The 25856-nt window shown below is 69.0% G+C and carries 19 protein-coding genes; 4 read left to right on the plus strand and 15 right to left on the minus strand.

Features of this window, described 5'->3' with window-relative positions; translation table 11 throughout:
• Positions 1-22: 22 nt before the first annotated feature.
• Positions 23-2716 (minus strand): TonB-dependent receptor, encoded by a 2694-nt coding sequence (locus WAE60_RS14740; protein ID WP_337687314.1) that lies wholly within the window; start codon positions 2714-2716, stop codon positions 23-25.
• On the opposite strand from WAE60_RS14740, the gene WAE60_RS14745 reads away from it, so the two are divergent.
• A complete protein-coding gene (locus WAE60_RS14745) occupies positions 2703-3044 on the plus strand; it encodes a hypothetical protein (RefSeq protein ID WP_197026703.1) in 342 nt (113 codons plus the stop codon). The genes WAE60_RS14740 and WAE60_RS14745 overlap by 14 nt on opposite strands.
• Positions 3045-3108: 64 nt before the next feature.
• Here the strand turns inward: WAE60_RS14745 and WAE60_RS14750 are convergent, their stop codons facing one another.
• The 10 genes from WAE60_RS14750 to WAE60_RS14795 form a co-directional block, all read right to left on the minus strand.
• Entirely contained in the window at positions 3109-3561 is a 453-nt protein-coding gene (locus WAE60_RS14750) for a c-type cytochrome (RefSeq protein ID WP_029912881.1), read from the minus strand.
• 171 nt (positions 3562-3732) lie between these two features.
• Entirely contained in the window at positions 3733-4608 is an 876-nt protein-coding gene (locus tag WAE60_RS14755) for a hypothetical protein (RefSeq protein ID WP_337687316.1), read from the minus strand.
• Between the two features lie 32 nt (positions 4609-4640).
• Positions 4641-5642 carry a cupin domain-containing protein gene (locus WAE60_RS14760; protein ID WP_337687317.1) on the minus strand — a complete coding sequence of 334 codons (1002 nt, stop codon included), beginning with the start codon at positions 5640-5642 and terminating at the stop codon, positions 4641-4643.
• 43 nt (positions 5643-5685) lie between these two features.
• Entirely contained in the window at positions 5686-6048 is a 363-nt protein-coding gene (locus tag WAE60_RS14765; protein WP_337687318.1) for a cytochrome c, read from the minus strand.
• A 24-nt stretch (positions 6049-6072) separates the two neighbouring features.
• Entirely contained in the window at positions 6073-8103 is a 2031-nt protein-coding gene (locus tag WAE60_RS14770) for a PQQ-binding-like beta-propeller repeat protein (RefSeq protein WP_337687321.1), read from the minus strand.
• 29 nt (positions 8104-8132) lie between these two features.
• Positions 8133-9452: an MFS transporter gene (locus tag WAE60_RS14775; protein ID WP_081916784.1), complete on the minus strand. Its 1320-nt coding sequence runs from the start codon at positions 9450-9452 to the stop codon at positions 8133-8135.
• A gap of 26 nt (positions 9453-9478) precedes the next feature.
• A complete protein-coding gene (locus tag WAE60_RS14780) occupies positions 9479-9901 on the minus strand; it encodes a hypothetical protein (protein WP_029912864.1) in 423 nt (140 codons plus the stop codon).
• A 33-nt stretch (positions 9902-9934) separates the two neighbouring features.
• Positions 9935-10972, minus strand: a complete 1038-nt coding sequence (locus WAE60_RS14785) for an SMP-30/gluconolactonase/LRE family protein (RefSeq protein ID WP_029912861.1) — start codon at positions 10970-10972, stop codon at positions 9935-9937.
• A 108-nt stretch (positions 10973-11080) separates the two neighbouring features.
• Complete coding sequence (locus WAE60_RS14790) at positions 11081-12097, minus strand: LacI family DNA-binding transcriptional regulator (protein ID WP_337687325.1); 1017 nt, start codon at positions 12095-12097, stop codon at positions 11081-11083.
• Positions 12098-12251: 154 nt separating this feature from the next.
• Entirely contained in the window at positions 12252-13283 is a 1032-nt protein-coding gene (locus WAE60_RS14795; protein WP_081916782.1) for a LacI family DNA-binding transcriptional regulator, read from the minus strand.
• 306 nt (positions 13284-13589) lie between these two features.
• Between WAE60_RS14795 and WAE60_RS14800 the strand changes: the two genes are divergently transcribed.
• Positions 13590-15038 carry an amidohydrolase gene (locus WAE60_RS14800; RefSeq protein ID WP_337687327.1) on the plus strand — a complete coding sequence of 483 codons (1449 nt, stop codon included), beginning with the start codon at positions 13590-13592 and terminating at the stop codon, positions 15036-15038.
• 53 nt (positions 15039-15091) lie between these two features.
• Here WAE60_RS14800 and ggt read toward each other — a convergent pair whose 3' ends face one another.
• From ggt to WAE60_RS14820, 4 genes are all read right to left on the minus strand, one after another.
• Entirely contained in the window at positions 15092-16828 is a 1737-nt protein-coding gene (gene ggt, locus WAE60_RS14805) for a gamma-glutamyltransferase (RefSeq protein ID WP_337687330.1), read from the minus strand.
• Between the two features lie 69 nt (positions 16829-16897).
• Entirely contained in the window at positions 16898-19954 is a 3057-nt protein-coding gene (locus tag WAE60_RS14810) for a TonB-dependent receptor (RefSeq protein WP_029912848.1), read from the minus strand.
• Positions 19955-20113: 159 nt separating this feature from the next.
• Entirely contained in the window at positions 20114-21106 is a 993-nt protein-coding gene (locus tag WAE60_RS14815; protein WP_337687332.1) for a FecR domain-containing protein, read from the minus strand.
• Positions 21093-21572: a sigma-70 family RNA polymerase sigma factor gene (locus WAE60_RS14820; RefSeq protein ID WP_337687335.1), complete on the minus strand. Its 480-nt coding sequence runs from the start codon at positions 21570-21572 to the stop codon at positions 21093-21095. Before WAE60_RS14820 ends, WAE60_RS14815 begins: the two co-directional genes overlap by 14 nt.
• Before the next feature lie 261 nt (positions 21573-21833).
• Here WAE60_RS14820 and WAE60_RS14825 point away from each other — a divergent pair, with 261 nt between their 5' ends.
• Entirely contained in the window at positions 21834-24350 is a 2517-nt protein-coding gene (locus WAE60_RS14825) for a TonB-dependent receptor (RefSeq protein ID WP_337687336.1), read from the plus strand.
• Between the two features lie 165 nt (positions 24351-24515).
• Positions 24516-25853 (plus strand): LLM class flavin-dependent oxidoreductase, encoded by a 1338-nt coding sequence (locus WAE60_RS14830; RefSeq protein ID WP_029912835.1) that lies wholly within the window; start codon positions 24516-24518, stop codon positions 25851-25853.
• The last annotated feature ends 3 nt before the right edge of the window (positions 25854-25856 follow it).

Here is a 25856-nt window from a genome sequence, read left to right on the forward strand (position 1 = left end):
CGGCTCTCTCCGGGGGAGGCGCCTAGAACCTAAAGCGCAGACCGCCGGTGAAGTAGCGGCCGACCACGTCGTAGCCCGTCGGCGTCGGATAGAAGAAGCCGGGGTTTCCGGTGAACGAGGTCGAGGCGTAGACCGGCGGCTGCTTGTCGAACACGTTGGCGACGGTGACGAACGCCGTGGCCTTGTGCTCGTTGTAGACCAGGTCGTAGCTGACGTTCAGATCGACATAGGTGATCGACGGGATGTTCGGGTCCGAATAGACCAGCGTCGGGTTCGAGCTCGGGACCAGCTTGGACCAGTAGCGCGCCGTGACGTTGGCCTGGAACCTGTCCAGCTTGTAGTTCACGGTCAGGTTCACGCGGTTCTTGGCCGGCGCCACCGAGCCCGGGCCGAGGCTCGCCGCCCCCGCCTGGTTCAGGGTCACCGCGCTGGGCAGGGCCCGCGACTTCAGGACCGGCTGGTTCGAGTACAGCATCCGGACGTCGATCTGACCCGGCACCGGCGAATGGATGTCTTCGAGGTTGAAGGCGTAGCCCGCCTCGATGTCGATCCCGTGGGTGTAGGTCTTCGCGATGTTCAGGCTCTGCGTCAGGATCAGGGTCGGGTAGTTCGCGGCCGACCGATCGCTGAAGGGCAGCGGCCGGACGTACAGCGAGCAGAGCACGCTGGTCCCGCCCGAACGTTCGCATTCCTGCTGCGTGGCGGTGTTGTTGCCGCCGACGCTGCCGATCGCGTTGTTGATGACGATGTTGTAGTAGTCCAGCGAGATGCTGAAGCCCGGCAGCCAGTGCGGCTGATAGACGACGCCGGCGACCTGGTTGTCGGCGACCTCGGGCTGCAGGTTCGGGTTGCCCTGGCTGGAGCCGTTGACGAAGCCCGCCACGCCGGTGTGCAGATCGGTGTAGCCCGTCAGGGCCACGGTCTGGCCGGCGTAGAGGTCGTTCAGCGTCGGCGCCCGGATGTCACGCGACTGGACCAGGCGGAAGCGCAGGTCGTCGATCGGGTTCCAGTTCAGGCCCACCTTCCAGGTCTTGGCCACGCCGCTGGTGCTGTAGTCGGTGTAGCGGAAGGCGCCGTTGAACTCGAGGTTCTTGGCCAGGACGACGTCCTTAAGCAGCGGGACGACCGCCTCGATATTGGCTTCCCAGACGCTGTTCGAGCCTTGGGCCGGCGCGACGATGTTCTGGGTCCAGGCCTGGGTGTTGCTGTTGAAGCCGCCGCGCAGGCCGGTGAAGTCGACAGGGTCCTGCGGGTTGGCGTTGGTCGTCTGGACCATGCTCTGCGAGCGGTATTCGTAGCCCGCGGCCACCGAGACCGGGCCGGCCCAGGTGTCGAACAGGTCGCCGGCGACGTTGAACGCCGCGTCGTCCATCTTGTTGATGGTCTGGAACTGGGTGGTGCCCAGCACGTAGTTCATCGCGGCCTGGGACCCGGCGCCCTGGCCGAAGATGTTCAGCGGCACGCACCCGGGATAGAGGCCCGGATTGGTCAGGCTCACGCGGCAGACGATGTTGCCGGCGCCGTCCTTGACCGCGTCGATCGCCGCGTAATAGCGCGGGTTGTTGATGTTGTAGCGGGTCGGCATCCGCAGCCGGCTTTCACCGTGCGTGTAGTAGGCCTCCCAGTTCCATTTGTCGTGGAACTTGCCCTGCAGGCCGAAGGTCGCCTGGAGCGCGTCGGTGAGGGCGTCGATCTCGGCCTTCTGGCCGATATCCACGTCGTAGAGGCCCAGGTTGAACGAAGCGGTGTTGGTGTTGGTCAGCACCGACTGGACGCTGGCCGGCAGGAAGGCGTTGCCGCTGTAGATCGTGATCGCATTGGGGCCGCCGGCGGCGCGGGAGATGTTGCGGCCGCGGTAGACCACGCGGGACTCCGAGCCCGACAGCTGGATGAAGCCGGTGACGTCGTCGCTCAGCTGATACTCGAAGCGGCCGAAGGCCTGGTCGGTGCGCAGGCGCGCCAGCAGGGTGTTGCCGACGACATAGCCGCCGTCGCCGCCGCTGGAGAGGTTGGAGTTGCCCGTCGGGGTGCCCGCGTTGAACGTCGCCAGCGAGCCGTCCGGCATGAACATCTGGCCGGCCAGCGGACCGGTGGTGATCAGGCCGCCGAAGCTGGTGTTGGAGACCCGGCCGTCCCGGATGAGGTGAAACGGATTGGCCGCGGTGCCGTTGCCGGCCTCCTGGTAGATGGAGTCGCCCAGCTCGCGGTCGTACTTCGACTTGATGCCTTCCGACTGGTAGTGCTCGAGGCTCCAGATCACGTGGCCGCGGTCGAAGACGTCGCTGCCGCCGGCCAGGCCGGCGCGCCAGGAGCTGTTGTCGCTGCGCGACGAGGTCCCGCCCTGGACCACGCCCTTCAGGCCCGAGAACTTCCTGTCGAGCACGAAGTTGACGACGCCGGTGACGGCGTCCGAACCGTAGACCGCCGAGGCGCCGCCGGTCACGATATCGACCCGCTGGACCAGCATCTGCGGAATGATGTTGGTGTCGACGTTGCCCGCCGCGTTGGTCGCCGGCACCCGCCGGCCGTCCATCAGGATCAGGGTCCGCTCGACGCCGAAGCCGCGCAGGTTGAGATAGTTGCCCTGGTTGGGCGTGCTGCCGGCGCCGAGCGTCGCCTGGCCGCGGGACCCCGCGAACGCCGGCAGCTTGTTGAGCGCGTCCGGAATGTTGGACGGCGTGTTGGTCTGCAGCGCCTCGGCCGTGGCCACGGTCACCGGCGTGGGCGCGTTGTTGCCGTTCCGGACGATCCGCGACCCCGTAACGACCACTTCCTCAACCGTAGCGTTCGAAGCGTCGCTGGCGTCGCTTTTGGCTTCTTGCGCAAAAGCTTGGGTAGAGATCGCTGCAACGCTCACCCCAAGGAAGAGCATCTTTGTTATTGAAAACGTTTTCATTTCCAACCCCTATTTTCTATTTTATTTGTTTTGCCACCGGATACGTCCGCAAAAACTCGTAGTCAATCGAATTTCTGAGGAATTTATCCTTATTTTTCCTAGACTTAACCCCACAATTACAGACGTGCGGGGGCGTCCGTCGGCGTAGAACGCCGGCGATGGGAGTCGTCCGCGAGCCAACCTGCTCGCAAGTTTTGGTAGGCCCGTCCGCCCTACTTTCGCAGGGAGGCCAGGTACGCGATCAGATTACGCCGGTCATCAGGTTTGGGCGTGGCGATCATCATTCTCGTTCCAGGGACAAAGCCCTGGGGCTTGGCGAGGAAGGCGTCGAGATTGGCCGCGTTCCATTGCGGGCTCGCGGTGGTCAGTGCTGACGAATACTTGAAATTGGGCTGGCCACCGGCCTTGGCGCCGTAGACGCCCACGAGCCGCGGCGCCATGGGTCCGCCGGCGCCGCCCGAGGCGTGGCACATCGCGCAACGCATCTCGAAAACCGCCTTGCCGGCCGCGATGTCGCCCGGCGGGGCCGGCGGGGCCTTGGCTTGAACGGCCTTGGTCTTGGCCGAACCGGCCTTGGTCTGGGCGGCCGCGGGCGAGGCGCCGACGCACACGACCATGGCGGCCATCGCCAGGCTCAGCATCGGCTTGGATCGCAGGGTTTTCATGACGTCGCTCCTGCCAGGATGAGGGACCGTGCGCTTCCCGGGGCGAAAGAGCGGCCCCGACGCTCGCGCGCCAGGGCCAGTTCCGCACGCAGGGACGAGGGCGGGCTGGAGATGGCCGCGACCGCAACGGGCGGCGCGCCATCGAAGAGGGAGGGCGTCGGACGGGTCATCTCAGCGGAACTCCACCGAGACATCGACCGGCCGAGCCAGAAGATGATAGCGAACGGTGACGACCTGCCCGGGCGCGGGCGCGTGGGCGGGGGTGAAGACGCCGACGCTCACGACGTCGCCGGGACGCAGCCGCCCGCCCTCGGCGCGCACCGCGTCACGGGCGAACAGGGCGATGTCGAGCAGGTCGCCCAGGGTCTCGCGCGCGACCGCCTGTTCGATCCGTTCGCCGTTCGCGTCCTTGACGATCGCGTCGATCGAAAGGTTTTCCAGCGCCGCCATGCCCTCCGGCGTCTGGGCCAGCGGATATTCCCGTCCCGCGACGCCGAGGCGCGCGCCCACGTCCAGGGCGGCGATCTGGTCGGCGCCGGGCTTGAAGCCGTCGGCATAGTTGCGGCTGGTCAGCTCGATGAAGGGCTTGAAGCCGCGCAGGGCCCGATAGGCCTCTTCGCGCGTCGTCGCCTCGTTCAGGCTGTCGTCGCCGACGACCAGCAGAAGGTCGGATTCCCAGACGCCGCCGACCCCGAACGCGGCCGGCGCGACCTGGCCTTCCGGCAGGATCATCTTGGCGTAGAGCTCGCCGAACCGCGGCCGCTCGATGCCGAACGCCTTGCGGGCGGCGGCGCTGAACATGCCGACCTTGTAGCCGACGCGCGGCCCCAGGTCCGGCGCCAGGGCGGCGACGAAGGCCTGGCGGAAACAGATCGCCTGGGCCTCGCCCTGGATGTCCAGAGGCCGGATCGGCGTGAGCGTGCGCCACAGGCCGGCGACCTCGGCGGCCTTCGGCTGGACCGGACATGGCGCCGCGAGCGCAGACGTCGCCGCCAAAAGACCGGCGGCGGCTGTCAACACCCCGATCAGGCGTCCCAATCCAGACATGGCCGAAGGGCTCCGCAAGAGACCCGCCTCCCCTACTTGCGCTTGGCCGGCGCGACCGTCAGCGCGTGCGGCGCGACGGTGGCGTCGATGGCGGACTGGGCGATCTCGGGCGTCCAGACGCGGCCGCCCAGCGGCGAGCGCGGGCCGTTGGTCGGGGCCTGGGGCGCGGTGGCCGGACGGCCCTGGAAGTAGAACCAGGACTCCACCTTGTCGCCGGTGTTGATCGCGGCGTGGACGGTCTGGCCGTTGTTGGGCGACAGCAGGCCCATGTTCGCGGGCCAGCGGCGGATCTCGCTGCCCACCTGCATGAAGGTCGGGCCGTCGGTGATCTTGACCCAGCCCTCCTCGGTCTCGGGCGTGTGGGCGTGGGCGCCCGCGACGGTCATCGGGCCCATGTAGACGATCAGGAACCGCTCGCCGAGATCGCTGAACGGCGACTTGGACATGTTGGTCCAGTGCACGCCCTGCTCGATGTAGAGGATCTTGGCGGTGTCGCGCACCAGGATCTCGCCGCCCGCCGGCGTCGGCGGCGAGGCGGTCGACATCATGATCATCTCCAGCGGCGCGTCGCCGACGCTGGCCAGGCGATGGACCGCGCCGGGCGGGATCAGCATCGCGTAGCCCGGCTTGAGGTCCCAGGCCCTGGCGCCGTCGTCCAGCCGCCCCTGGCCGTGGGTGACGTAGATGATCTGCTGCTCGGGCACGCCGTTCAGGGTCGAGGCCTCGCCCGGCTGGATCGTTCCCAGCACGACCTCCTTGCGGTAGCGCAGGACCGCGCCGTCGGGACCGGGCTGACCGGGGTCGCCGGCCGTCAGGATCTTCCGCGTCATGATGGCGTCGCGCGCGATGCGGGTGACCGAGCGCGCCGGGTCGCCGATGAAGCGGTCGACGTCCAGGCCCGTCTGCAGGTTCGACGGCGGCTCGCGGATCAGCGCCGGCGCCGAGGCCGGGGCGGCCGGCGACGCCGGGGCTTGAGCCTGAACGGCGCCGCCCAGGGCGGTGGCGGCCAGCAGGCCGAGCAGCAAGGTCTTCATCGAGGCCCCCTGGGGCTGGAAACGGAAGGTGGACGGGCGACGGTTAGTGGGCGCCCGGCTCGGCCGAATAGTGCTCGACCAGGTAGGCCTGGACGGTGGTCAGGTCGGTGGGCGTGATGTTCAGGCCGTTGCCGACCATGCGCTTGAGGACGCCGGGCCACTCCTCGGCGGCGTGGGGCGTGGCGGTCAGGACGCCCAGGTCGTGGCAGCCCGTGCACGAGCTTTCCAGGATGTCCTTGCCGCTGCGGGCCGGCGCCTCCGGAAACGCCGGCGGCGGGGGCGTGGCGGCCTGGGCGTCCGGCGCCGGCGAGGCGGCTTGCGGCGCCGGGGTCACCGTCTGGGCGCTGGCCCAGCTGAACAGGACCGAGGTCAGGACGGCGGCGGCGAGAACGTTTCGGATCGACATAAGGCGCCTCGTGGGATCAAGCGGTTACTGAAGGGCGTAGGTCACCAGCAGGTCGCTGGTGTTGGGCGAGCCGATATAGGAGCCGCCGGTGGCCACCAGCGACACGTACTGCTTTCCGTCGCGCCCCTTGTAGGTCATCGGGGTGGCGTGGCCCGAGGCGGCCAGCGGGGCCTCCCAGACCTGCTTGCCGGTCTTGGCGTCGAAGGCGCGGAAGCGCTTGTCGTCGGTGGCGGCGATGAAGATCAGCCCGCCGGCGGTCACGATCGGCCCGCCCACATTGGGACGTCCCGTCAGGCGCTTGTCGGCCGGCAGCTTGTCGGTCACGCCCAGGGTCGTGCGCCAGGCGATGTCTCCGGTCGAGACGTTGACCGCCACCAGTTCGCCCCACGGTCCCTTCTGGCACTGCATGCCGCCGTCGCGCACGTCGGCGAACCAGCTGTTGGCCGAGGTGGCCATCTGCAGCTTGCCGTCCGGGGCGAAGGCCAGGAACTGCAGGCTGCCCTGGTTGGTGATGTTGATGACGAAGTTGCCGTTGGCCTTGTCGAAGGCGCCGCCGCCCCAATTGACCCCGCCGCCGGTGCCCGGGAAGGTCACCGTGGCCTCGTTGAAGCCGACCGGCGTGTACATGGTGGTGCCGACCATGCGGTTGTCGGCGACCAGCTTCCTGCAGAAGGCCTCGTGCTCGGGGGTGATGTCCGAGATGTCCTTGTCCAGGTCGACGCCCTGCTTGGCCAGCGGGGGCGGCTTGACCGGGATCGGTTGGGTCGGCGAGGCCACCTCGCCGGGCACATGGCTGGCCGGCACCGGCGTCTCGTTGACCTTGAACAGCGGCTTGCCGGTGGTGCGGTCCAGGATGAACAGGATCGTCGACTTGTTGATCGCCGCCACCGCGGGGATCACCTTGCCGCCCATCTTCACGTCCATCAGCGTGGGCGCGGCCGGCATGTCGTTGTCCCACAGGTCGTGGTGCACGGTCTGGAAGTGCCAGATGTACTTGCCGGTCGCGGCGTCCACGGCCACCAGAGAGGTGCCGTAGAGGCCGTCGCCGATGCGGCCTCGGCCGTCGCGGTCGAAGGCCGGGGTGGCGAACGGCAGGTAGACAATGCCCCGCGCCTCGTCGACGGTCAGCATGTTCCAGGTGTTGACCCCGGCGACGTTCTTCCAGCTGTCGCCCTGCCAGGTGCCGAAGTTCGGCTCGCCAGGCTCGGGGATGGCGTTGAACTTCCACAGGGTCTTGCCGGTGATCACGTCGACGCCGCGCACGTCGCCGCGCGGGCCTTGCGGCGGGTTCTCCTGACCGCGCGAGCCGACGATGACCACGTTCTTATACATGACCGGAAAGGCGTCGGCGCTGAGCTGGCCGTTGGGATAATTGCCCAGCACGTCCGGCGTGCGCAGGCTCAGCACCCCGCCGTCGCCGAAGGTGCTGTTGAGCTTGCCCGTCGCCGGGTCCAGCGTGAACAGCTTCAGGTTCGCGGTGACGATCACCAGGCGCGGGCCGTTGGCCTTGTCGCCGGGCCAGTAGTGGAAGCCCCGCACGGCCCGGCCGCTGGAGATCATCTCGTCGTGCGGCAGGCGGAAGACCCACTTCTCCTTGCCCGTCACCGGATCGAGGGCGACCACGCGGCCGAACGAGGTCGACAGGTACATCGTGCCGTTGACGACCAGGGGCGTGAACTCGCTGGCCGAGCTGGGCACGGGCGGCGCGCCCATGCCGCCGGGGACCGGGGGCGTCGCCGTCCCGGGCGGCGGCTTGACCCCGCCGGGCATCGGCATCGGCCGCACGCCGGCCTGGGCGATCCAGTTGCGCTGGGCGCGGGCCTTCAGGTCCTCGATATCGGGCTTGGGCACATCGGCGGGACGCATGTCGTACGACCAGGCCGGCTTCAGGCGCGAGACGTTGGCCGGGGTGATCTGCTTCAGCGGCGAGAACCGGGTGCCGCCGGCGTCATAGCCGTAGTTCGGCCAGTCCGTGGCGCTCTGGGCCATCGCGGCCGTGCCCGAGACGCCCGCCAGGAGCATCGCGACGAACAGGGATTTGACGGAAGGCGACATGCGGCGGGTCCTGTGAACGCGGGACATAATCAAACGACGGACGGTTTGGTTTTCAGGGCGGGCGCGGCGCCCAGGTCGGCTTCCGACAGAGGGGCGTCGGGGTCGATGAACAGCCAGGCCAGGGCGCCGGCCAGGCACAGCACCGCGGCGAAGACGAACGAGGCGGTCCAGCCGAAGCGATCGGCCAGGAGCGGGGTCAGCGAGGCGGTGACGACGCCGCCCAGCTGGTTGCCCATGTTCATCAGTCCCGAGACCGAGCCGGCGGAACCGCCGCCGATGTCGGCCGACAGGGTCCAGTAGGCGCTCTGCGACAGGTAGAGGGCCCCTGCCCCGCCGGCCAGGAACAGGCTGGCCAGTCGGGCGTCGGCGACCTGGGTGGCCAGGGCCACGAACACGGCCGACAGGGCCAGGGCGAAGGCGGCGGTCCAGCAGCGGCCGATCCGCTTCCCGAACCGGGGCGTCAGGCGGTCGGCGATCCAGCCGCCCAGCGGCGAACACACCGCCATCGCCAGGAACGGCAGCATGCCGTAGATCGCGCTGGCCTTCAGATCCAGGCCCCGGACGCTGGACAGGTATTTGAAGAACCAGGTGAAGAAGATGTACGCGACGTAGCCGTAGGTGAAGTAGCTGAGCGTCAGCAGCGCCACCTGGCGGTCCTTCACGATCTTCAGCCACGGCGCGGGCCGGGCCGCGGCGACGCCATGACCGGCGCCCTGGCGGATGTAGGCCGCCTCGGCCGCGCCGACCGAACGATGGTGCTCGGGACGATCCCGGACGAAGACCAGCCACGCGGCCAGGACGGCCACACCCACCACGGCGGTCACATAGAAGGCCGAGCGCCAACCATGCGCGAGCATCAGGTGGGTGATCAGCGGCGGGGCCACGCCCGCGCCGATCCCGACGCCCGCGAAGATCACGCCGTTGGCCAGGCCGCGCTCCGACCGGGGCACCCAGGTGGCCACCAGGCGGTTGCTGGCGGGGAAGATCACGGCCTCGCCCACGCCCAGCACGAACCGGACGATCATCAGCAAGGTCAGCGAGAAGGTCAGCCCCGAAGGCACCGCGGCGGTCAGCGCCGTCAGCACGCTCCACCAGACGATGCCCACCGCGATCACGCGGTAAGGGCCGAAGCGGTCGGCGATGCGGCCGGCCACGGGCTGGGTGAAGGCGTAGCCCATCACGAAGGCGCTGAACACGCCGCCGAGCTGGAGGTTGGTGAGGCCGAAATCCTTCTGGATCATGGCCGCGGCGATCGAGATGTTGTTGCGGTCGAGGTACGAGACCGCGGCGACCACGAACATCCAGAACACCAGCGTCCACCGGACGCCGCCGACCTTCGATGCGCTCATGACACTGCTCCCACCCATCGGCCCGGTCAGACTTCGTCGAACAGGGAGACGTGGAAATTCTTGTCGGTCAGGGTGTTTTCGATCCCCGGCCATAGCTCGGCGTGGGTCGTGGAGTGGATCCAGATCTGCCGCAGTTCCTCGTTCTCATAGGTCAGCTGGAAGCGGTAGTTGACGCCGTCCGGCAGCTTGTCGCCCTGGATCAGGGTGCGCAGCTTCAGCATCTTCAGATCGATGAAGCCCTTGAACTTGGCTCCGGCCGGTTTGAACTTCTCGTGGAAGTGCTTGAGCATCTCCTGCTCGCGGGCGGGATCGACCTTCAGATCGCAGTAGAGCACGATCGGCTTGGTCTTGGCTTGGGCCGAGGCCCGCCCCACGCCGGCGCCCGCGCCGACGGCGGCGATGACGACAGCGGCCTTGGCGGCCACGCCCATGGCTTTGCGACGGTTCATAGACATCCTCCCAACCCTTTCTTGTTCTTGTGATTATCGGCTGTACAGCGGCGCTTCGCCGGGTATCGCCAGTTGCAGGCGGTACACATTTCCGGCGCCCATGATGTAGGCCGTCTTCCAGTCCGGCCCGCCCCACACGAGGTTGGCCTGGGCCCGGTCGGACGTCTTCAGCTGGCCCAGCACCTTGCCGTTCGGGGCGATGATGCGGATGCCGCCCGGGCCCGAGGTCCAGACGTTGCCCTGGCTGTCGACCTTCAGGCCGTCGGGCACGTCGATCGGGTTGGGGCCGGGATAGGTGATGAAGCGGCGGCCGTTCGACACCGTGCCGTCCGGGTTCACGTCATAGGCGTTGACGAACATCTCCGGCTCGCAGTTGGAGATGTAGAGCGTCTTGCCGTCGGGCGAGAACCCGATCCCGTTCGGGCGCGGCAGGTCGGTGATCACCGGGGTCAGCTTGCCGTTGGCGTAGCGGAACACCGCGTTGAACGGCAGCTCCTTGGCCGGATCCTTGTCCTGCCCCAGCAGACCGTAGGGCGGATCGGTGATCCACAGCGCGCCGTCGGGCGCATAGACCATGTCGTTGGGGCTGTTGAAGCGCTTGCCGTCGTAGCCGGTCAGGAACGGCGTCAGCGTCATGTCGTCGCCGACCTTCGCGATCCGCCGCGCGCCGTGCTGCTCGAGCAGGATGGCGCCGTCCGGGCCGACCACGCTGCCGTTAGACCCCTGGAAGGCGCCGGCGGGCGGGCTCTGCAGTCCGCCGGACTTGTCCAGGAGCAGCCGCACCTTGTTGTCGGCGCCCAGGGCGTAGAGCTTGTTACCCGTCAGGTCCGAGAAGCGCAGCTCGCCCCCGACCCACAGCGGTCCCTCGACGAAGCCGAAGCCTCCGGCCACCTTCTCGAGCGTCGCGCCGGGCGGGATGACGGCGTCGAGCGCGGGATCCAGACGCAGAACGTGAGGCTCAGCGGCCGCGCTGTCGGCCGCCAGGGCCGGGCCGACGCCCATCGCCAGCGAACCGCCGCAGGCGAAAGCCAAAACGCTCGCGGCGACCGCCGCGCGAAGACGCGCTCTCATCAAGTGTTTCCTACCCAACTGACCAAGGCCTCCGCTCCGGAAGCTCGTTATGTAAACGTTATCATTGCATCGACACGTGTCAAGCGGCGCCGCGCGACGGCGTCGATTTCACGCCGAGGGCGGCGGCCCCGTCGAAGCTCTCAGGGTCAATTTCGTCGGCAGAACAAGCTTTTGCTGTACGGCCTCGCCGGCCAGGATCCGGCCCAGTTGCAGCATCGCCTGGCGGCCCAGCGCCATGGTCGGAACGCCGACCGTCGTCAGGGACGGTTCGGTCAGGGCGGCGATTCTCTGGTCGTCGAAACCGACGATGGACAGGTCGCGCGGCGCCTTGAGGCCGGCCCGTCGACAGGCCCGCAGCGCGCCCAGCGCCATCTCGTCGTTCGCCGCGAACACGGCGGTGGGCCGATGCGGGATCATCAGGAAGCGCTCCATCGCCCGCTCCCCGGCCTCGACGGTGAAATCCCCCTGGAACAGCAGCTCCGGATCCAGGGGCGTCCCCGCGGCCGCGAGGGCCCGCCGGAACCCCTGCAGGCGATGCTCCGACATGCTGGACCCCGCCGCGCCGGCGATATGGGCGATGCGCCGATGGCCCAGGGCCAGCAGATGCGAGGTGGCCGCGAACGCCGCCGCCTCGTGGTCGACGCTGACGCTGGGCAGGTATCCGGCGCCGCATTCGTCCAGCGCCACGACGACCGGCGGCATGGGCGGACGCCCCAAATGCAGGCCGCCGGAGTCCACGCTGGTGGCGAGGATCACGCCATCGGCGCGCCGGCTACGGACCCGATCGACGAAGGCCACCTCGCGGTCGCCCCGGCGGTCGCTATGCCCGACGAGCGCGGTGTAGCCCAGCTCGGCGGCGGCCGCCTCCACCCCCCGGAAGATGTCCAGGAAATACGGGCTCAGGCTGGGCACCACCACCAGGACGACCCCTGTCGAGGCGCGCTTCAGGTCCTGGGCGATCACATTGGGACGGTAGCCCAGGCGATCGATCGCCGCGGCGACCAGCTCACGGGTTTCCGGCGTCACCAGCTGGGGCTTAGAGCACGCGCGCGACGCTGTCGCAACGGACACGCCCGCCGCCTCCGCAACCTCCCGAAGAGTGACGGCCCGTTCCCTTTTGCTCATGAAGTCTTGATTCACAATGATCTATGTTGAACCAGGGAGCGCATCGAAGCGTCTCTGAAACTCATATCAAGCAATTCAATCCAATTGTAAACGTTTCCATTTAAAGCAATAGGCGCGGCCGGCGCTATCGGGACATATTACGGCGACGTCGAGCTCAGCCCGGGGGCGGCCCGGTGGTCGATCGGATGATCAGGGAGGTCTGGAGAACCGTGTCCTCCTCCGCCGGCCTGCCGCGCAGGAGGTCCCAGAGCGACAGCATAGACCGGTAGCCGAGTTCCTCGGTCGGCACCTTGATGGTGGTCAGCGAGGGCTCGTAGAGACTGGCGATCCGCTGGTCGTCGAAGCCGATGACCGACACGTCGCGCCCGACCTGCAGGCCGGCGCGCTTGATGGTCTGGATCGCGCCGACGGCCATTTCGTCGTTGGCGGCGAACACCGCGGTCGGCGGCGGATTGCAGGCCAGCAGGGCCTCCATCGCCTCCTCGCCGAACGCGACCGTGAAATTGCCGGCCAGTTGCGGATAGGCGGTCGCGTCCAGCCCCGCGGCAGCCATCGCCGCCTGGAAGCCTTCGAGACGATGCGCCGCCATCGGCGATTTCTGCGGGCCGGCGATGTGGGCGATCCGGCGATGCCCCAGGGCCAGCAGATGGTTGGTGGCGTCCATCGAGGCCTTGCGGTGATCCACGCGCACGGTCGGGAACGCCTGCCCTTCAATCGTCTCGAGCGCGGCGACGACGGGCGGCATGTGCCGCTTGCGGGCCGCCATCAGGCCGGGCTCGGCGCTGGTCACCAGGATCACGCCGTCGGCGCGGCGGCTGGCCACCTGGTCGAGGAACAGCTGCTCGCGCGACGGATCGCGCTCGCTGTGGCCCATCAGCACCGTGTAGCCGCCTTCCCTGGCGCCGCGCTCCACCCCCCGGAAGACCTCCAGGAAGAACGGGCTGAGGCTGGGGACGACCACGAAGACCAGACGGCTCTCGCGCAGACGCAGATCGCGCGCGATCAGGTTGGGCTGGTAGCCCAGCCGGTCTATGGCCGCCAGGACGCGCTCGCGCGTCTCGGCGCGGAGCAGATGCGGATGGGAGAGCGCGCGCGACACCGTGGCCAGAGAGACGCCGAGCTCGGCGGCGACCTGCTTGATGTTCACCGAACCGGAAGGCGGTTGCTTCTTCGTCTGGCCCCTCAAGTGTTTCCGCCCTCGCTATGTGATCAACGTCACACGTTTCTCTTCCTAGAGGACCTTTTCGGACAAGGTCCAGCCCCGACGGGGAGCCGCCTCTGGTTTTGGGCGAAATCCATCCGCTTGGCCGGATTTTTCGTGTCTGGACGCGCCCTCGCCTTTTCGGCGACGCTCCCGTTCCGCCTCTTCGGTTCGCGGCGAGATTCTTGATCCGCCCGAGGTGATGCTTTGTCCGCGCGCTACGTCTTAATCCGTGCGCCGACGCTCGGCGCCGACAAGAAGGGTGGAACATTGAAGAGTTCGTGGTTCGCAATGGCGCTGGCTTCGGCAAGCGCGCTCGCCGTCGCCGGCGCCCAGGCCGCGCCGATCAAGGAGGCCGATCGCGCCGAGCTGATCCGCCGGGTCGACGCCCGCCAGCCGCAGCTCGCGGACGCGGCCATGAAGATCTGGGACTTCGCCGAGCTGGGCTACCTGGAGACCAAGAGCTCGGCCCTGCTGCAGGAGCAGCTGACGGCGGCCGGCTTCACCGTGACGCCGGGCGTGGCCGGTGAACCGACGGCGTTCGTGGCCAGCTTCAAGACGGGCCCCGGCCCGGTCGTGGCCGTGCTGGCCGAATACGACGCCCTGCCCGGCCTGGCCCAGGCCGCCGTTCCCGAGAAGCAGCCCCTGCCCGGCCGCGACGCCGGCCACGGCTGCGGCCACAACCTGTTCGGCGCGGCCTCGGTCAACGGCGCCATCGCCCTCAAGGAATGGATGGTCGCCCACGACGTGAAGGGCGAGCTGCGCGTCTACGGCACGCCGGCCGAGGAAGGCGGCTCGGGCAAGGTCTACATGGTGCGCGAAGGCCTGTTCAAGGACGTCGACATCGCCATTCACTGGCACCCCGGCAACGTCAACAGCGCCGCCCAGGCGCCGTCGCAGGCCAACCTCTCGGGCAAGTTCCGCTTCCACGGGGTGTCGAGCCACGCCGCCGCCTCGCCGTCCAAGGGACGCTCGGCCCTGGACGGCGTCGAGATCATGGACGTGGCCACCAACTTCCTGCGCGAGCACGTGCCGGACGGCACCCGCATCCACTACGTGATCACCAGCGGCGGCAAGGCGCCCAACGTCGTGCCGGACTTCGCCGAGGTCTATTACTACGTCCGCCACGTCGATCCGAAGATCGTCCGCGACGTCTGGGGCCGGGTCGAGAACGCCGCCAGGGGCGCCGCCCTGGCCACCGGCACCACGGTCGACTGGGAGGTCACCGGCGGCGTCTACAGCATGCTGCCCAACGACGCCCTGGGCCGCGCCATGGACGCCAACCTGCGCCGCGTGGGCGGCGAGCAGTGGACGGCCGAGGAGACCGCCTTCGCGACCAAGCTGGCCACCAGCCTGCCAGACGGCGGCGGCGACCTGGCCTCGGTCAAGACCATCGCCCCCTATGATCGCGGCGGCGCCAGCGGCGGTTCGACCGACGTGTCGGACGTCAGCTGGAACGTGCCGACCGTCGGCCTGGTCACCGCCACCTTCGTGCCCGGCTCGCCCGGCCACAGCTGGCAGAACGCCGCCGCCGCCGGCACGACGATCGGCGTGAAGGGCGCCGTGGTCGCCGCCAAGTCCATCGCTCTCACCGGCGCCGACGTGTTCAGCGATCCCAAGCTGGTCGCCAGCGCCAAGGCCGAGCTCAGGCAGCGCCAGGGCACGGGCTTCGTCTACAAGCCCCTGCTGGGCGACCGCGCCCCGCCGCTGGACTACCGCAAGAACGCCGGCGCCGAATAGCAAAAGGGCCGCTCCTCGGAGCGGCCCTTTCTTCTTGACGGATGGGGCGGCGGCTAGCGCGCGCCCACCACCGCGGCGTCGGGACGACGGGTGTCCGCCGCGCCGTAGAACAGGCCGCCGTCGATCAGGATCGACTGGGTGCTGCCCATGGTCATCGACGGCGTCACCTTGTGGCCCTTGGCCTCCAGCAGCGGCACGATGTCGGGCGAGAAGCCGGACTCCAGCTCCAGCGGACCGTCGACGCCCGACTGGTTCATGCGCGGACGCTCGGCCGCCTCGGCCACGTTCAGGCCGTGGTCGATCACGTTGCTGAGCATCTGGGCCATGGTGGCGATGATGTAGCCGCCGCCGGGCGTGCCGGTGACCAGCCACGGCTTGTCGTCCTTGAAGACGATCAGCGGGGTGATGGTCGAGCCCACCCGCTTGCCCGGCTCGGGCTTGTTGGCGGTGCTCGCCTCGGCGCGTTTGCCCCACGAGAAGTTGCCCATCGAGTTGTTGAGCAGGAAGCCCGTGCCCGGCGCCACCACGTGCGCGCCGAACGAGGCGCTGAGCGTGAAGGTGTTGCTGACCGCGTTGCCCTCGGAGTCGGCCACCGAGAAGTGCGTCGTGTTGGGGCTTTCGTAGCGGTAGGGATCGCCGCCCTTCAGGTCCTTGCTCGACAGCGAGGCGGTCATCGAGATCAGCTTGGCGCGCTCGGCCGCGTAGGCCTTGCTGGTCAGGCCGGCGACCGGCGTCGTCCACTGCGGCGGGCCGCCGACGTACTGGCGGTCGGTCCAGCCGATCTTCATGGCCTCGGACAGCACGTGCAGGCTGGCCACGCTGTTGGAGCCCAGGTCCTTCATCGGGAAGGTCTCGAGGATGTTCATCACCTCGGCCAGGGTCACGCCCGAGGCGGTCGGCGGCATGTAGGCGATCTTGTGCCCGCGGTACTCGCCCCAGATCGGCGGCGAGACGTTGGCCTTGTAGGCGGCCAGGTCGTCCATCGAGATCACGCCGCCGCCGGCCTTGACGCCGGCCACCATGCGCTTGCCGACCTCGCCCCTGTAGAAGGCGTCGACGCCCTTGTCGCGGATCTGGGCCAGGCTCCAGGCCAGGTCCGGCTGCGGCAGGCGCTCGCCGGGCTGGTAGGACGAGCCGTCCTTCTTGAAGAAGGCCTTGGCCGCGCCGGGGTCGGCCAGCATCGCCTTGCGCTCGCCGTTCAGGGCGTTGGCTTCGTCGTCGCTGAGGACCACGCCGGCCTTGGCCATCCGCACGGCCGGATCGACGACGACCTTCCAGGGCAGCTTGCCGTAGCGGTGATGCGCTTCCCACAGGCCCGCCACCGTGCCCGGCACGGCCACGCCCTTGAAGCTCTGGCTGAGCTTGCCGCCCGCCTTGCCATCGGGGCCGACCAGCAGGTCCGGCGTCGTGGCCAGGGGGGCCTGGCCGTAATATTCGATGGCGATCGTCTCGTTGGTCTTGGCGACATGGATCAGCATGTAGCCGCCGCCGCCCAGATTGCCGGCGCGCGGCAGGCTGACGGCCTCGGCGAAGGCGGTGGCGACCGCCGCGTCCACGGCGTTGCCGCCCTTGCGCAGGATCTCGGCGCCGACTTCGGCGGCGATGCGGTTCTGGGCGACCACCATGCCGCCGCGGCCGATCTCGGGATGGTGGATCTGGCCGTAGCCGACGATATCGCCGCCGGTGCCCTCCTGGGCCAGGGCCGAAAGCGGCGCGGCGCCCAGCATCAAAGCGGCGGTGAGCGCCAGCAGCGGGCGGCGCAGCGGAGCGCGGAAGCAGTTACGGATCATGGGCATACTCTGGAAAGCAAGGCGGCCCCGGCGTCGGGGGGGATGACGCCGGGGCCTCGGGAGCGTGGACTAGAAGCGCTTGCGGATGCTGGCGTACCAGTACCGGGCGTAGGGCTGGTAGAGGCTGCCCATGTACCCGTTCGACGAGAGGGGGGGCTTCTCGTCGGTGATGTTCCGCACGCCCAGCTTGAGGCTGGTGTCGGACGCCCAACCGTCCGTGAAATCGTACTGGGCGTACAGATTTCCGGTCAGCTGGGAGTCGACGGTCCAGGCCGCGCCCGCCGAGTCGAGCAGCGAGGTGTCCTGCACGTCGCTGGTGTATTGCGTGAAGGCGCCGACGGTGACCTGGTCGAGGCGCCAGGTCAGGGCGGCGGTCCACTTCAGCTCGGGCTTGCCGTTCTGCTTGAGCAGATCGCCGCCCCCAGTGATGGTCGTGCCGGCGTTGATCTTGCCGGCCGAGCGCGCGGCCAGCAGTTCGGCGATGGCCGGCGACGGCGACTGGTAGAACTTCAGCAGCTGGGCCGCGCCGATGTTCACGTCGAAGTCGCCGAACCGGGTGCCGTGCAGGCGCCACATCAGATTGTAGTCGATGCCGCGGGCTTCCTGCGGCAGCAGGTTCTCGTACTGGTCCTTGACGTACAGCACCGTGCCGACCGGCGTCAGGGTCGTGCCGTTGAAGGCGGCGATGTCGTCGGCGGTGGGGGCCGCGCGCACGACGTTCGGGTTCGAGCCGCCCGACATGCGCTCCAGGTAGTCCAGGATCAGGGCGTTGCCCTCGCCGAAGATGCCGACGATGCCCTTCTGCTTCACGCGCCAGTAGTCGACGGTGAAGGTGAAGTGGCCGAACTGGTCGTCGATGAACTTCGGCTCGAACACCACGCCGAAGCCGGTCGAGGTCGAGGTTTCCGGCTTCAGGTCCGGATTGCCCGACCGCTGGGCGGCCGTGCTCTGGGTGCGGGTGCAGTTGCTGAAGCTGGAGATGCGGCCCGCCTGCAGGTCGGCCTCGCAGCGCACATAGTCGGTGCGGGTGTTCGAGCGGGTCACCACCGTGGCGTTGATCTGCTCGAGGTTGGGGGCCTTGAAGCCCTCCGACCACGAACCGCGCAGGCGCAGGCCATCGACCAGGTCCCAGGCCACGGCGACCTTGGGCTTGGCCACGTCGCCGACGTCGCTGTAGTCCTCGTAGCGGCCGGCCAGCTGCATCTCGACATTGCGGACCAGCGGGATGCCCATCTCCGGCGAGATCACCGGCACGGCCAGTTCGGCGTAGGCCGAGGCCACGGTGCGGTGGCCCTTGGTGTCGGGCGAGGTGCTGGTGCCGATCAGGTCGCTGTCATAGGTGACGCCAGTGACCGTGTTCTTGAACTTGATCGTGCCGTCCACGCGGGCGTCGCGATCGTCCTTCTGGGTCTCGCGGCGCGCCTCGATCCCGGCCGCCACGCCGACGTCGCCGGCCGGCAGGTGGAACAGGTCGGCCTTGGAGACCCGGAAGTCCCACGACGCCAGGGTGCTGGTGCTGTCGCGCGTGCTCTTGACCATGATGGCGTTACGCGACGCGGCGTTGCTGGGCGTGCCGTCGCCGACGCTGGGATTGGCCAGGTTGCCGCCGTTGAACGGGTTGTAGGCGTCGGGCGTGGACAGGGCGAGCTGCTTCTGGAGCAGGGTCGCGCTGATGCCGTCGGAGGTGTCCTTCACCTCGGCCTGCGAATAGAGCAGCGCCGTGTCCCAATGCCAGCCGAACTTCTCGCCCTTGAAGCCGCCCAGGAAGCGGCTCTGGGTGTTCTTGACGTCGACCTTGGCCGGGCCGAGGTCGGCGAAGCTGTAGCTGGCCATCGTCACGTTCAGGCCGCCGGCCGGGGCGTTGATGCCCGGCAGACGGTTCGGGTTGGCCACGCCGTTGAAGGTGGTCGGGCCGAAGGGGTTCCAGTAGTTGGTGGTGGGAACCGTCACGACCTGGGCCGAGGTCATGTAGACCGGGCTCTGGAAAGCGTGGGTGGTGGCCGTGTAGTAGCCGACCTCACCGTAGGCCCGGACGTTCTCGGTGATGTCGTAGTTGCCCGTCAGATAAATGTTCAGACGCTTCAGCTCGGGCATGATCGAGGTGCCCGCGCCCGCCTGCGGGTCATAGCGCAGGTTGCGGTCGTCGCCCGAGGTGGCCACCGTGCCGTCGTCGTAGCAGATGCCCGAGCCGGCGCTGGCCAGGCAGCCCGGATTGGTGGTCGGCTGGATGTGGAAGGCGCCGGCCGAGCTGGTGATGGCCGTGCCGTTCTGCGTCACGCGGGCCGCGGCGGTGAAGTTGCCCCAGGGCGTGGTCGTGGCCCGGCCGTCCAGCGAGGCGGCGCCGTCGAAGCGGGTGCCCGCGAACAGCGGACGCTTGTCGGCCGAGGCGGTGAAGTCCTGGTCGCCCGACCGCAGGGCCGTGCGCTGGTTGTAGTTCAGGAACACGGTGACGTTGCCGCGCTCGAAGTTGTGGCCGGCCAGGACGTTCAGGCCGTACTCCTTCAGGTGCGTGCCCTCGGCCATGCCGTACTGGGCCTCGGCCTCGACGCCGCTGTAGTTGTCCTTCAGCACGGTGTTGACCACGCCGGCCACCGCGTCCGAGCCGTAGATGGCGCCGGCGCCGTCACGCAGCACTTCCAGGCGCGACAGGCCGGTGGTGGGGATGGCGTTGGTGTTGAAGGTGATCACCGGCACCAGGTTGGAGCCGTCGGCCTGGCTGGTCGGGTGCGCCACGACGCGGCGGCCGTTCAGCAGGACCAGGGTGTTGCCCGAACCCAGGTTGCGCAGGTTCACCGAACCGATGTCGCCCCGCGCCGAGTTGCTGCTATTGGGGATGTAGCTGGAGTTGTAGTTGACGTCGCCCATCTGGGGGATCGCCCGGAACAGGTCGTCGCCCGACGTCGCGCCGATCGCCTCGATCTGCTTGGCGTCGATCGAGGTCACGGGCAGGGCCGCGGTGACCTTCGAGCCCTCGATGCGGGTGCCGACGACTATGATCTCCTCGACCGCGGCGGCATCGTCCTGCGGCGTCGCCGTCTGGCGGGCCAGCGCCTGGCCGCTCCAGACCGAAGCGGTGAGCGCCGTCGTCACAAGCATGGCGGCGCGGATGGAAGTCCTGGTGTTCATTGCGATTTTATCCCCTCGACCGACGACCGTGCGCCCGGGTGCATATCCGGGACCCCTGACGGCCGCAAAGTCAGACGTAAGCGGCGGAAGGTCCCTCACCCCCACCCGACGTTTTTTCTTCGCGGGGGCGAATTTTCCGGAGGACGGGGCGCCGGACGCCTAGGGTTTGGTCAGGACGATCTGGTCGGGCGAGCGCCGCGCGACACGGGCGACGCCGCTGGCCGCCAGGCCTTCGGCCAGGGCTTCGGGGTCGCCGGCCCGGAACACGCCGCTGATCGGCGTGCGGGCCAGGCCCGCGTCAGCCAGCACCAGCTTGCGGCTGGAATAGCGGTTCAGTTCGGCGGCCACCGCGCCCAGCTCGCTCTCGTCGAACACCAGGTCGCCCTTCAGCCAGCGGGCGGCCTGGGTCGTGTCGATCGCGCGCCGCGACCAGGCGCCCTGGCCGGGCGCGACCAGCCGCTCGCCCGGCGCCAGTATGGCCTGGCGGGCGTCCTGGCGGGCCGTCAGTTCGCGCACCGCCACCTTGCCCTGCAGCAGGGTCACCGTGACGGCCGCGGGCTCGAGGTCAACGTCGAACACCGTGCCCAGCGCCGTGACGCTGCGCCCCTGGGCCGTGACCACGAAGGGGTGGGCCGCGTCGTGGGCGACCTGGAACTGGGCCCGCCCGCGCGAAAGGGTCACGCGACGCGTCTTGCCGTCGAAGGCGGCGGAGATCGCGGAATCGGCGTCGAGCATGACCACCGTGCCGTCCGCCAGGGCGACGCGGCGGACCTGGGCGACCGGCGTCGCATAGTCGATCGCGGCCACTTGCGCCTGCTCGGCCGGCGCGAGGCTGGCCGGCGCCAGGGCCTTCCAGGTGACGCCCAGCGCCACGGCGGCGGCCAGACCGGCGGCGATCGCGACCGGCGCCCAATAGCGCGGGGCGGCGGGCTTGCGCGCCTGGCGACGGGCCTGGGCCAGTGCGGGATGATCGGCCAGCTCGCCCACCAGCGCCCAGGCGCTCTGGGTTTCGTCCCAGGCCTTCCGGTGTTCCGGCGCCGCGTCGATCCAGGCGTCGAAGTCCTGCTGTTCGCGGGCGCTGACCCGCCCCGATCCCAGACGCGCGTGCCAGCCGGCGGCGGCGTCCAGCGCCTGCTCGTCAACCGTTCGCATCGTTCCGTCCTGGATCATCGTCGCTCCGCAGGCGCTCGGTCAGTCGCCGAACCACCTTCATGATGTGTTTCTCGACCGCGCTGACGGAGATCCCCATCACGCGGCTCGCCGCCGAATAGCTCATCTGCTCGAACCGGACGAGGATGAACGCCTGCCGGGACCGCTCGGGCATCGATTCCAGGACGCTCAGGGCCAGGGCCAGCTGTTGCTTCCCTTCCAAGACGCGATCCGGCGACAAAACCTCAACGGGGTGATGAAATTCCGTGAGTTCGGTGTGCTTGGAGCGCTGGCGGGACCGGTCGGCCCGCAGGGTGTCGTTCAGGACGCTGGACGCCACCTGGAAGAGGTAGCCCTCGATATTGTCGATGGGCTCCTTGCTCTGCCGCCGCTCGATGCGCAGCAGAACCTCCTGGACCAGATCGTCGACGTCGCCGCCCCTCCGCCGCATGAAATAGCCACGCAGCATCGGCGCGTACCGCCAGACCTCGGTCTGCGCCGGAGACGGCTCCCCTGCCCCGCTTATCGCCCGTTTCGCGAACACCCGCCCCGGTTCACCCCTGCCCCGCCTCGCGTCAAGTCGCGATCGCGCGTTTCGCCAGCACCTTTAGATTTTTGCCCAATGATCCGCGCTATGCATCATTGGCGCTCAATCTGAGTACACTGTTATACCACGGCCATTCACATCTATCGTCAAATCAACTTAAGATATACTATTCGACAACCTCCCTTGACGCGCGCAATTCTTTTCCTCCTGGGCGCCCTCGCCGCGTCTTCGGCCCTTGCGCCCCAGCCCGCCGGAGCAGCGCCGGCCGGGCCCCGTCAGGCGTTCGCCATCCCGGCGTCCAGCCTGGCCGAGGCGATCAAGCGGGTGGCGCTGCAGAGCGGCAAGCAGGTTCTGTTCTCGGCGGCCGTCGTCGAGGACCGGCGCACGGCCGGCCTGAACGGGACCTTCACGGTCGAGGAGGCGCTGGAGCGGCTGCTGCGCGGGTCCGACCTCGACTACCGCATCGTCGGCGAGCGGATGATCCTGATCACCGCCCGCGCGCCGCCCCCCGCGCCCCAGGTCGCGACGACCGAACGCCCGCGCCTGTCCGCCGGCGAGTCCACCCCCGTCGACACCGTGATCGTCACCGCCGTCTCCGACGAGGCCCCGCCCAATGTCGAGCGCCTGAGCGCCCGCGTCCTGGCCGGCGGCGGCGTCTTCGACCCCGGCGAGGTCGCCCGCCTGTCGCCCGCCCTCAACGCCCTGCCGTCCGGGGCCGGCCAGCTGAAGCTGGCCCTGCGGGGGGTGTACGGCGCGGGCGAGGCGACGACCCCGGTCTATTTCGGCGGCGCCCCGGTCTCGGGTCCGTCCGGCACCAACTCGGACCCGGGCCTGGTGACGCCGGACCTGGCCCTGGTGGACATCAACCACGTCGATGTCCTGCGCGGCCCCCAGGGCTTCGACCACGGCGCCGGGGCGATCGGCGGCGAACTGCGCATCGAACCCAACCCGGCCGTGCTGGGCCGCTACGCCGGGAGCGCCAACCTGCAGGCCCGCTTCGTCCGCGGCGGCGCGGCGGGCGGCATGGTCGCGGTGGCCGAGAACCTGCCGGTCAACGACGACCTGGCCGTCCGCCTAGTGGCTTACCGCCGCGACAACGGCGGCTATATCGACAACGTCCGCCTGGGCCGCGACGACACCAACGACGAGACGACCCAGGGTGTGCGCGTGGCCGTCAAGGCCCGGCTGTCGGACCGGCTCGAGGCGTCGGGCCTGGCCGTCTACCAGCAGCGCCGGATCGGCGACACCTCGGTCTGGAACGGCGCGCTGGGACCCGGACTGTCCGACCGCTACAGCCTCAACAGCAGCGACCACGACCTGGGCCTGTCCAGCCTGACCCTGACGCTGCGCCTGCCCCACACCGTGCTCACCAGCACGACGGCCTATTACGGCTGGAACCTGGGCCGGCGGCTGGATTCCAGCCAGGTGGTCCTGGGCCTGGCCGACGACCCGGCCGGCTGCCGACGCTACTTCGCGATCGAGGCCGAGTGCGGCCCCCAGCAGATCGACGCCTACGCCGCCTACGTCAACAGCCGCGCGCCCAGCGTGCTGGTCCAGGCCACCGAGATCCAGTCGCTGGTCCAAGAGCTGCGCGCCGACGGCGACCTGGGGTCGGGGCGCTGGACGGCCGGCCTGTTCTTCGAGCGCCGCCGCGAGCACACGCGCAGCGCCGCCCACGTCCTGGACGACCAGGGCCAGGTCGACGAGGCCGCCGGCTACACCGGCCTTAGGACCCTGGGGTCGCGCTTCAACCAGGCGGCCGTCTTCGCCCAACTGGTCCAGCCGATCGGCGAGCGGCTGATCCTGACCGCGGGCGGCCGCTACGCCGCCACCCGGCGGGCGGCCTGGACCGACGTGCTGATCCCCAACATCATCAGCGGCTCGACCACTTCGATGCCCGAGCGCGCGGCCGACGGCGGCGAGTTCAACCTGCGGGTCCGCGCCGAATGGCGGCTGGACGACGACGGCGCGCTCTATCTCCAGGCCTCGCAAGGCGCGCGGCCCGGCGGCGTCAACACCACCCCCGACCCGGCCCAGGCGGTGCAGACCTTCACCCCGGACCACCTGTGGAACTACGAGATCGGCGCCCGCCGCGCACTGCTGCGCAATGCCGTGGTCGTCGAGGCGGCGGCCTTCCACATCGACTTCCACGACATGCAGTTCGCCAACGCCACGCCCAAGGGCGCGTTCAGCTATGTGATGAACATCGGCTCCACGCGGATCCAGGGCCTGGAAGCGGCCCTCAAGGCCAACCTCAGTCGCGGCTTCACCCTGGAGTTCAACAGCGCCTTCACCGACGCCCGCCTGACCAGCGTCTCCGATCTGGCGCGGGCGGAGTTCCAGGCCGAGCCCGGCGACCGGGCGCCGAACATCCCGCGCTATCGGCACACCGCGACCCTGGCCTATCGCCACGCCCTGGGGCCCGACACCTCGGCCCTGCTCAGCTGGCAGAACGAGCGGCGCTCGGCTCTCACCTCGGCCTTCCGCCCCGACGACCCGGACTATCTGTACCTGCCCGCCGGCGCGCTCGACACCGTGACCCTGACGATCGACCACGGGCCGACCAGCCTGGCGCTGGCCGTGCGCAACGTCTTCGACAAGGAGACGCCCGACCGGGCGATCTCCAGCGCCTTCGGTCGCGACCAGATCTACGGCGCGACGCCGCGCACCTTGACCCTCACCGTCCGTCGGTCGTGGTAGCCGCCGCAATTTTCCTCGAAGCGGCGAAAGAAAACCGAAAACACCCTGTAATCCTTGATGTTTTCATCCCTCAGTTAAACAGGGCAAATCGGGCTGTTCAGCAGTGCTCGTTATCGCCGCCCGCCGTCGGATCGTAGCGTCGGCCTTCAACTCGAAGGCTTCCCCATGACGCAGAACCCCACCCGCCAACTGAAACTCGGCGCGATCCTGGCCGGGGTCGGCACCGACCACACCCGCTGGCGCGACCCGGCCCTGCCCGGCGACGCCAGCATCGACATCAACTGGTACATCGACAACGCGCGCCTGGCCGAGGCCGCCAAGTTCGACCTGGTGTTCATCGTCGACAGCCCGTTCATCACCCCGGACACCGCGCCCCACTTCCTCAACCGCCTCGAGCCCCTGACCCTGCTGTCGGCCGTCGCGGTCTCGACGTCGAAGATCGGTCTCGTCGGCACCCTGACCACCTCCTACTGGGAGCCCTACAACGTGGCCCGCCAGTTCGGTTCGCTTGACCACATCAGCAAGGGCCGCGCCGGCTGGAACGTGGTGACCACCGGCCTGGAGGGCGCCGCGCGCAACTACGGTCGCGATGAGCACTTCGAGCATGGCGAGCGCTACGAGCGGGCCGGCGAGTTCGTCGATGTCGTTCAGGGCCTGTGGGACAGCTACGAGGACGACGCCTTCCCGCGCGACAAGGCCGCGGGCGTCTTCCTGGACAAGACCAAGCAGCACGCGCTGAACCACAAGGGCAAGCACTTCTCGGTGGCCGGTCCGCTGGCCCTGTCGCGCTCGCCCCAGGGCCAGCCGGTGATCTTCCAGGCTGGGGTCAGCGGTCCGGGTCGCGATCTGGGCGCGCGCATCGCCGAAGGGGTCTTCGCCGGCGTCGACACCTTCGAGGACGCCGTGGAGTACTACGCCGACCTCAAGGCCCGCGCCGCGGCCCTGGGCCGCGATCCCGACCACATCAGCGTCCTGCCGGGCATCGCCCCGATCATCGCCGACACCGACGAGGAGGCCCAGGCCATCGCCGAGGCCAAGGCGGGAAGCCGCGAGATCGACAAGCTGCTGGTCGAGCTGGGCCGGGCCTTCGGCTACCACGACTTCAAGCAGTACCCACTGGACGGCCCGTTCCCGGACGTCAGCAAGCTCAGCCTCAACAGCTACAAGGGCCACGCCGAGCGCATCGTCCGGATCGCCCAGGCCGAGAACCTGACCGTGCGCCAGGCCGCCGAACGCTTCGGGCGCTGGAAGGCCAACTTCGTCGGCTCGCCCCAGACCGTCGCCGACGAGATCGAGCGCTGGTTCGTTGGCCGGGCCGTGGACGGCTTCATCCTGCACGTCACCGGTCCGGGCGACTTCGCCCTGTTCCGCGAGAAGGTCGTGCCCCTTCTGCAGGCCAAGGGCCTGTTCCGCACCGAGTACGAGCACGACACCCTGCGCGGACACCTGGGGCTTCCCGTGCCCGAGCATCGCTGGGCCGCTCAGAAGATCGCGGCGGAATGACCG

Source organism: Caulobacter sp. CCG-8 (assembly GCF_037402475.1).
Lineage (GTDB): Bacteria > Pseudomonadota > Alphaproteobacteria > Caulobacterales > Caulobacteraceae > Caulobacter.

Bases quoted from the DNA above. Each gene is read 5' to 3' on its own strand.
- WAE60_RS14800 (WP_337687327.1), top strand. From the start codon at position 13,590: ATGGCGCTGGCTTCGGCAAGCGCGCTCGCCGTCGCCGGCGCCCAGGCC.
- WAE60_RS14760 (WP_337687317.1), bottom strand. From the start codon at position 5,642: ATGAAGACCTTGCTGCTCGGCCTGCTGGCCGCCACCGCCCTGGGCGGC.
- WAE60_RS14815 (WP_337687332.1), bottom strand. From the start codon at position 21,106: ATGCGAACGGTTGACGAGCAGGCGCTGGACGCCGCCGCCGGCTGGCAC.
- WAE60_RS14770 (WP_337687321.1), bottom strand. From the start codon at position 8,103: ATGTCGCCTTCCGTCAAATCCCTGTTCGTCGCGATGCTCCTGGCGGGC.
- WAE60_RS14785 (WP_029912861.1), bottom strand. From the start codon at position 10,972: ATGAGAGCGCGTCTTCGCGCGGCGGTCGCCGCGAGCGTTTTGGCTTTC.
- WAE60_RS14755 (WP_337687316.1), bottom strand. From the start codon at position 4,608: ATGTCTGGATTGGGACGCCTGATCGGGGTGTTGACAGCCGCCGCCGGT.
- WAE60_RS14790 (WP_337687325.1), bottom strand. From the start codon at position 12,097: ATGAGCAAAAGGGAACGGGCCGTCACTCTTCGGGAGGTTGCGGAGGCG.
- ggt (WP_337687330.1), bottom strand. From the start codon at position 16,828: ATGATCCGTAACTGCTTCCGCGCTCCGCTGCGCCGCCCGCTGCTGGCG.
- WAE60_RS14830 (WP_029912835.1), top strand. From the start codon at position 24,516: ATGACGCAGAACCCCACCCGCCAACTGAAACTCGGCGCGATCCTGGCC.
- WAE60_RS14750 (WP_029912881.1), bottom strand. From the start codon at position 3,561: ATGAAAACCCTGCGATCCAAGCCGATGCTGAGCCTGGCGATGGCCGCC.
- WAE60_RS14810 (WP_029912848.1), bottom strand. From the start codon at position 19,954: ATGAACACCAGGACTTCCATCCGCGCCGCCATGCTTGTGACGACGGCG.
- WAE60_RS14775 (WP_081916784.1), bottom strand. From the start codon at position 9,452: ATGAGCGCATCGAAGGTCGGCGGCGTCCGGTGGACGCTGGTGTTCTGG.
- WAE60_RS14820 (WP_337687335.1), bottom strand. From the start codon at position 21,572: ATGCTGCGTGGCTATTTCATGCGGCGGAGGGGCGGCGACGTCGACGAT.
- WAE60_RS14780 (WP_029912864.1), bottom strand. From the start codon at position 9,901: ATGAACCGTCGCAAAGCCATGGGCGTGGCCGCCAAGGCCGCTGTCGTC.
- WAE60_RS14765 (WP_337687318.1), bottom strand. From the start codon at position 6,048: ATGTCGATCCGAAACGTTCTCGCCGCCGCCGTCCTGACCTCGGTCCTG.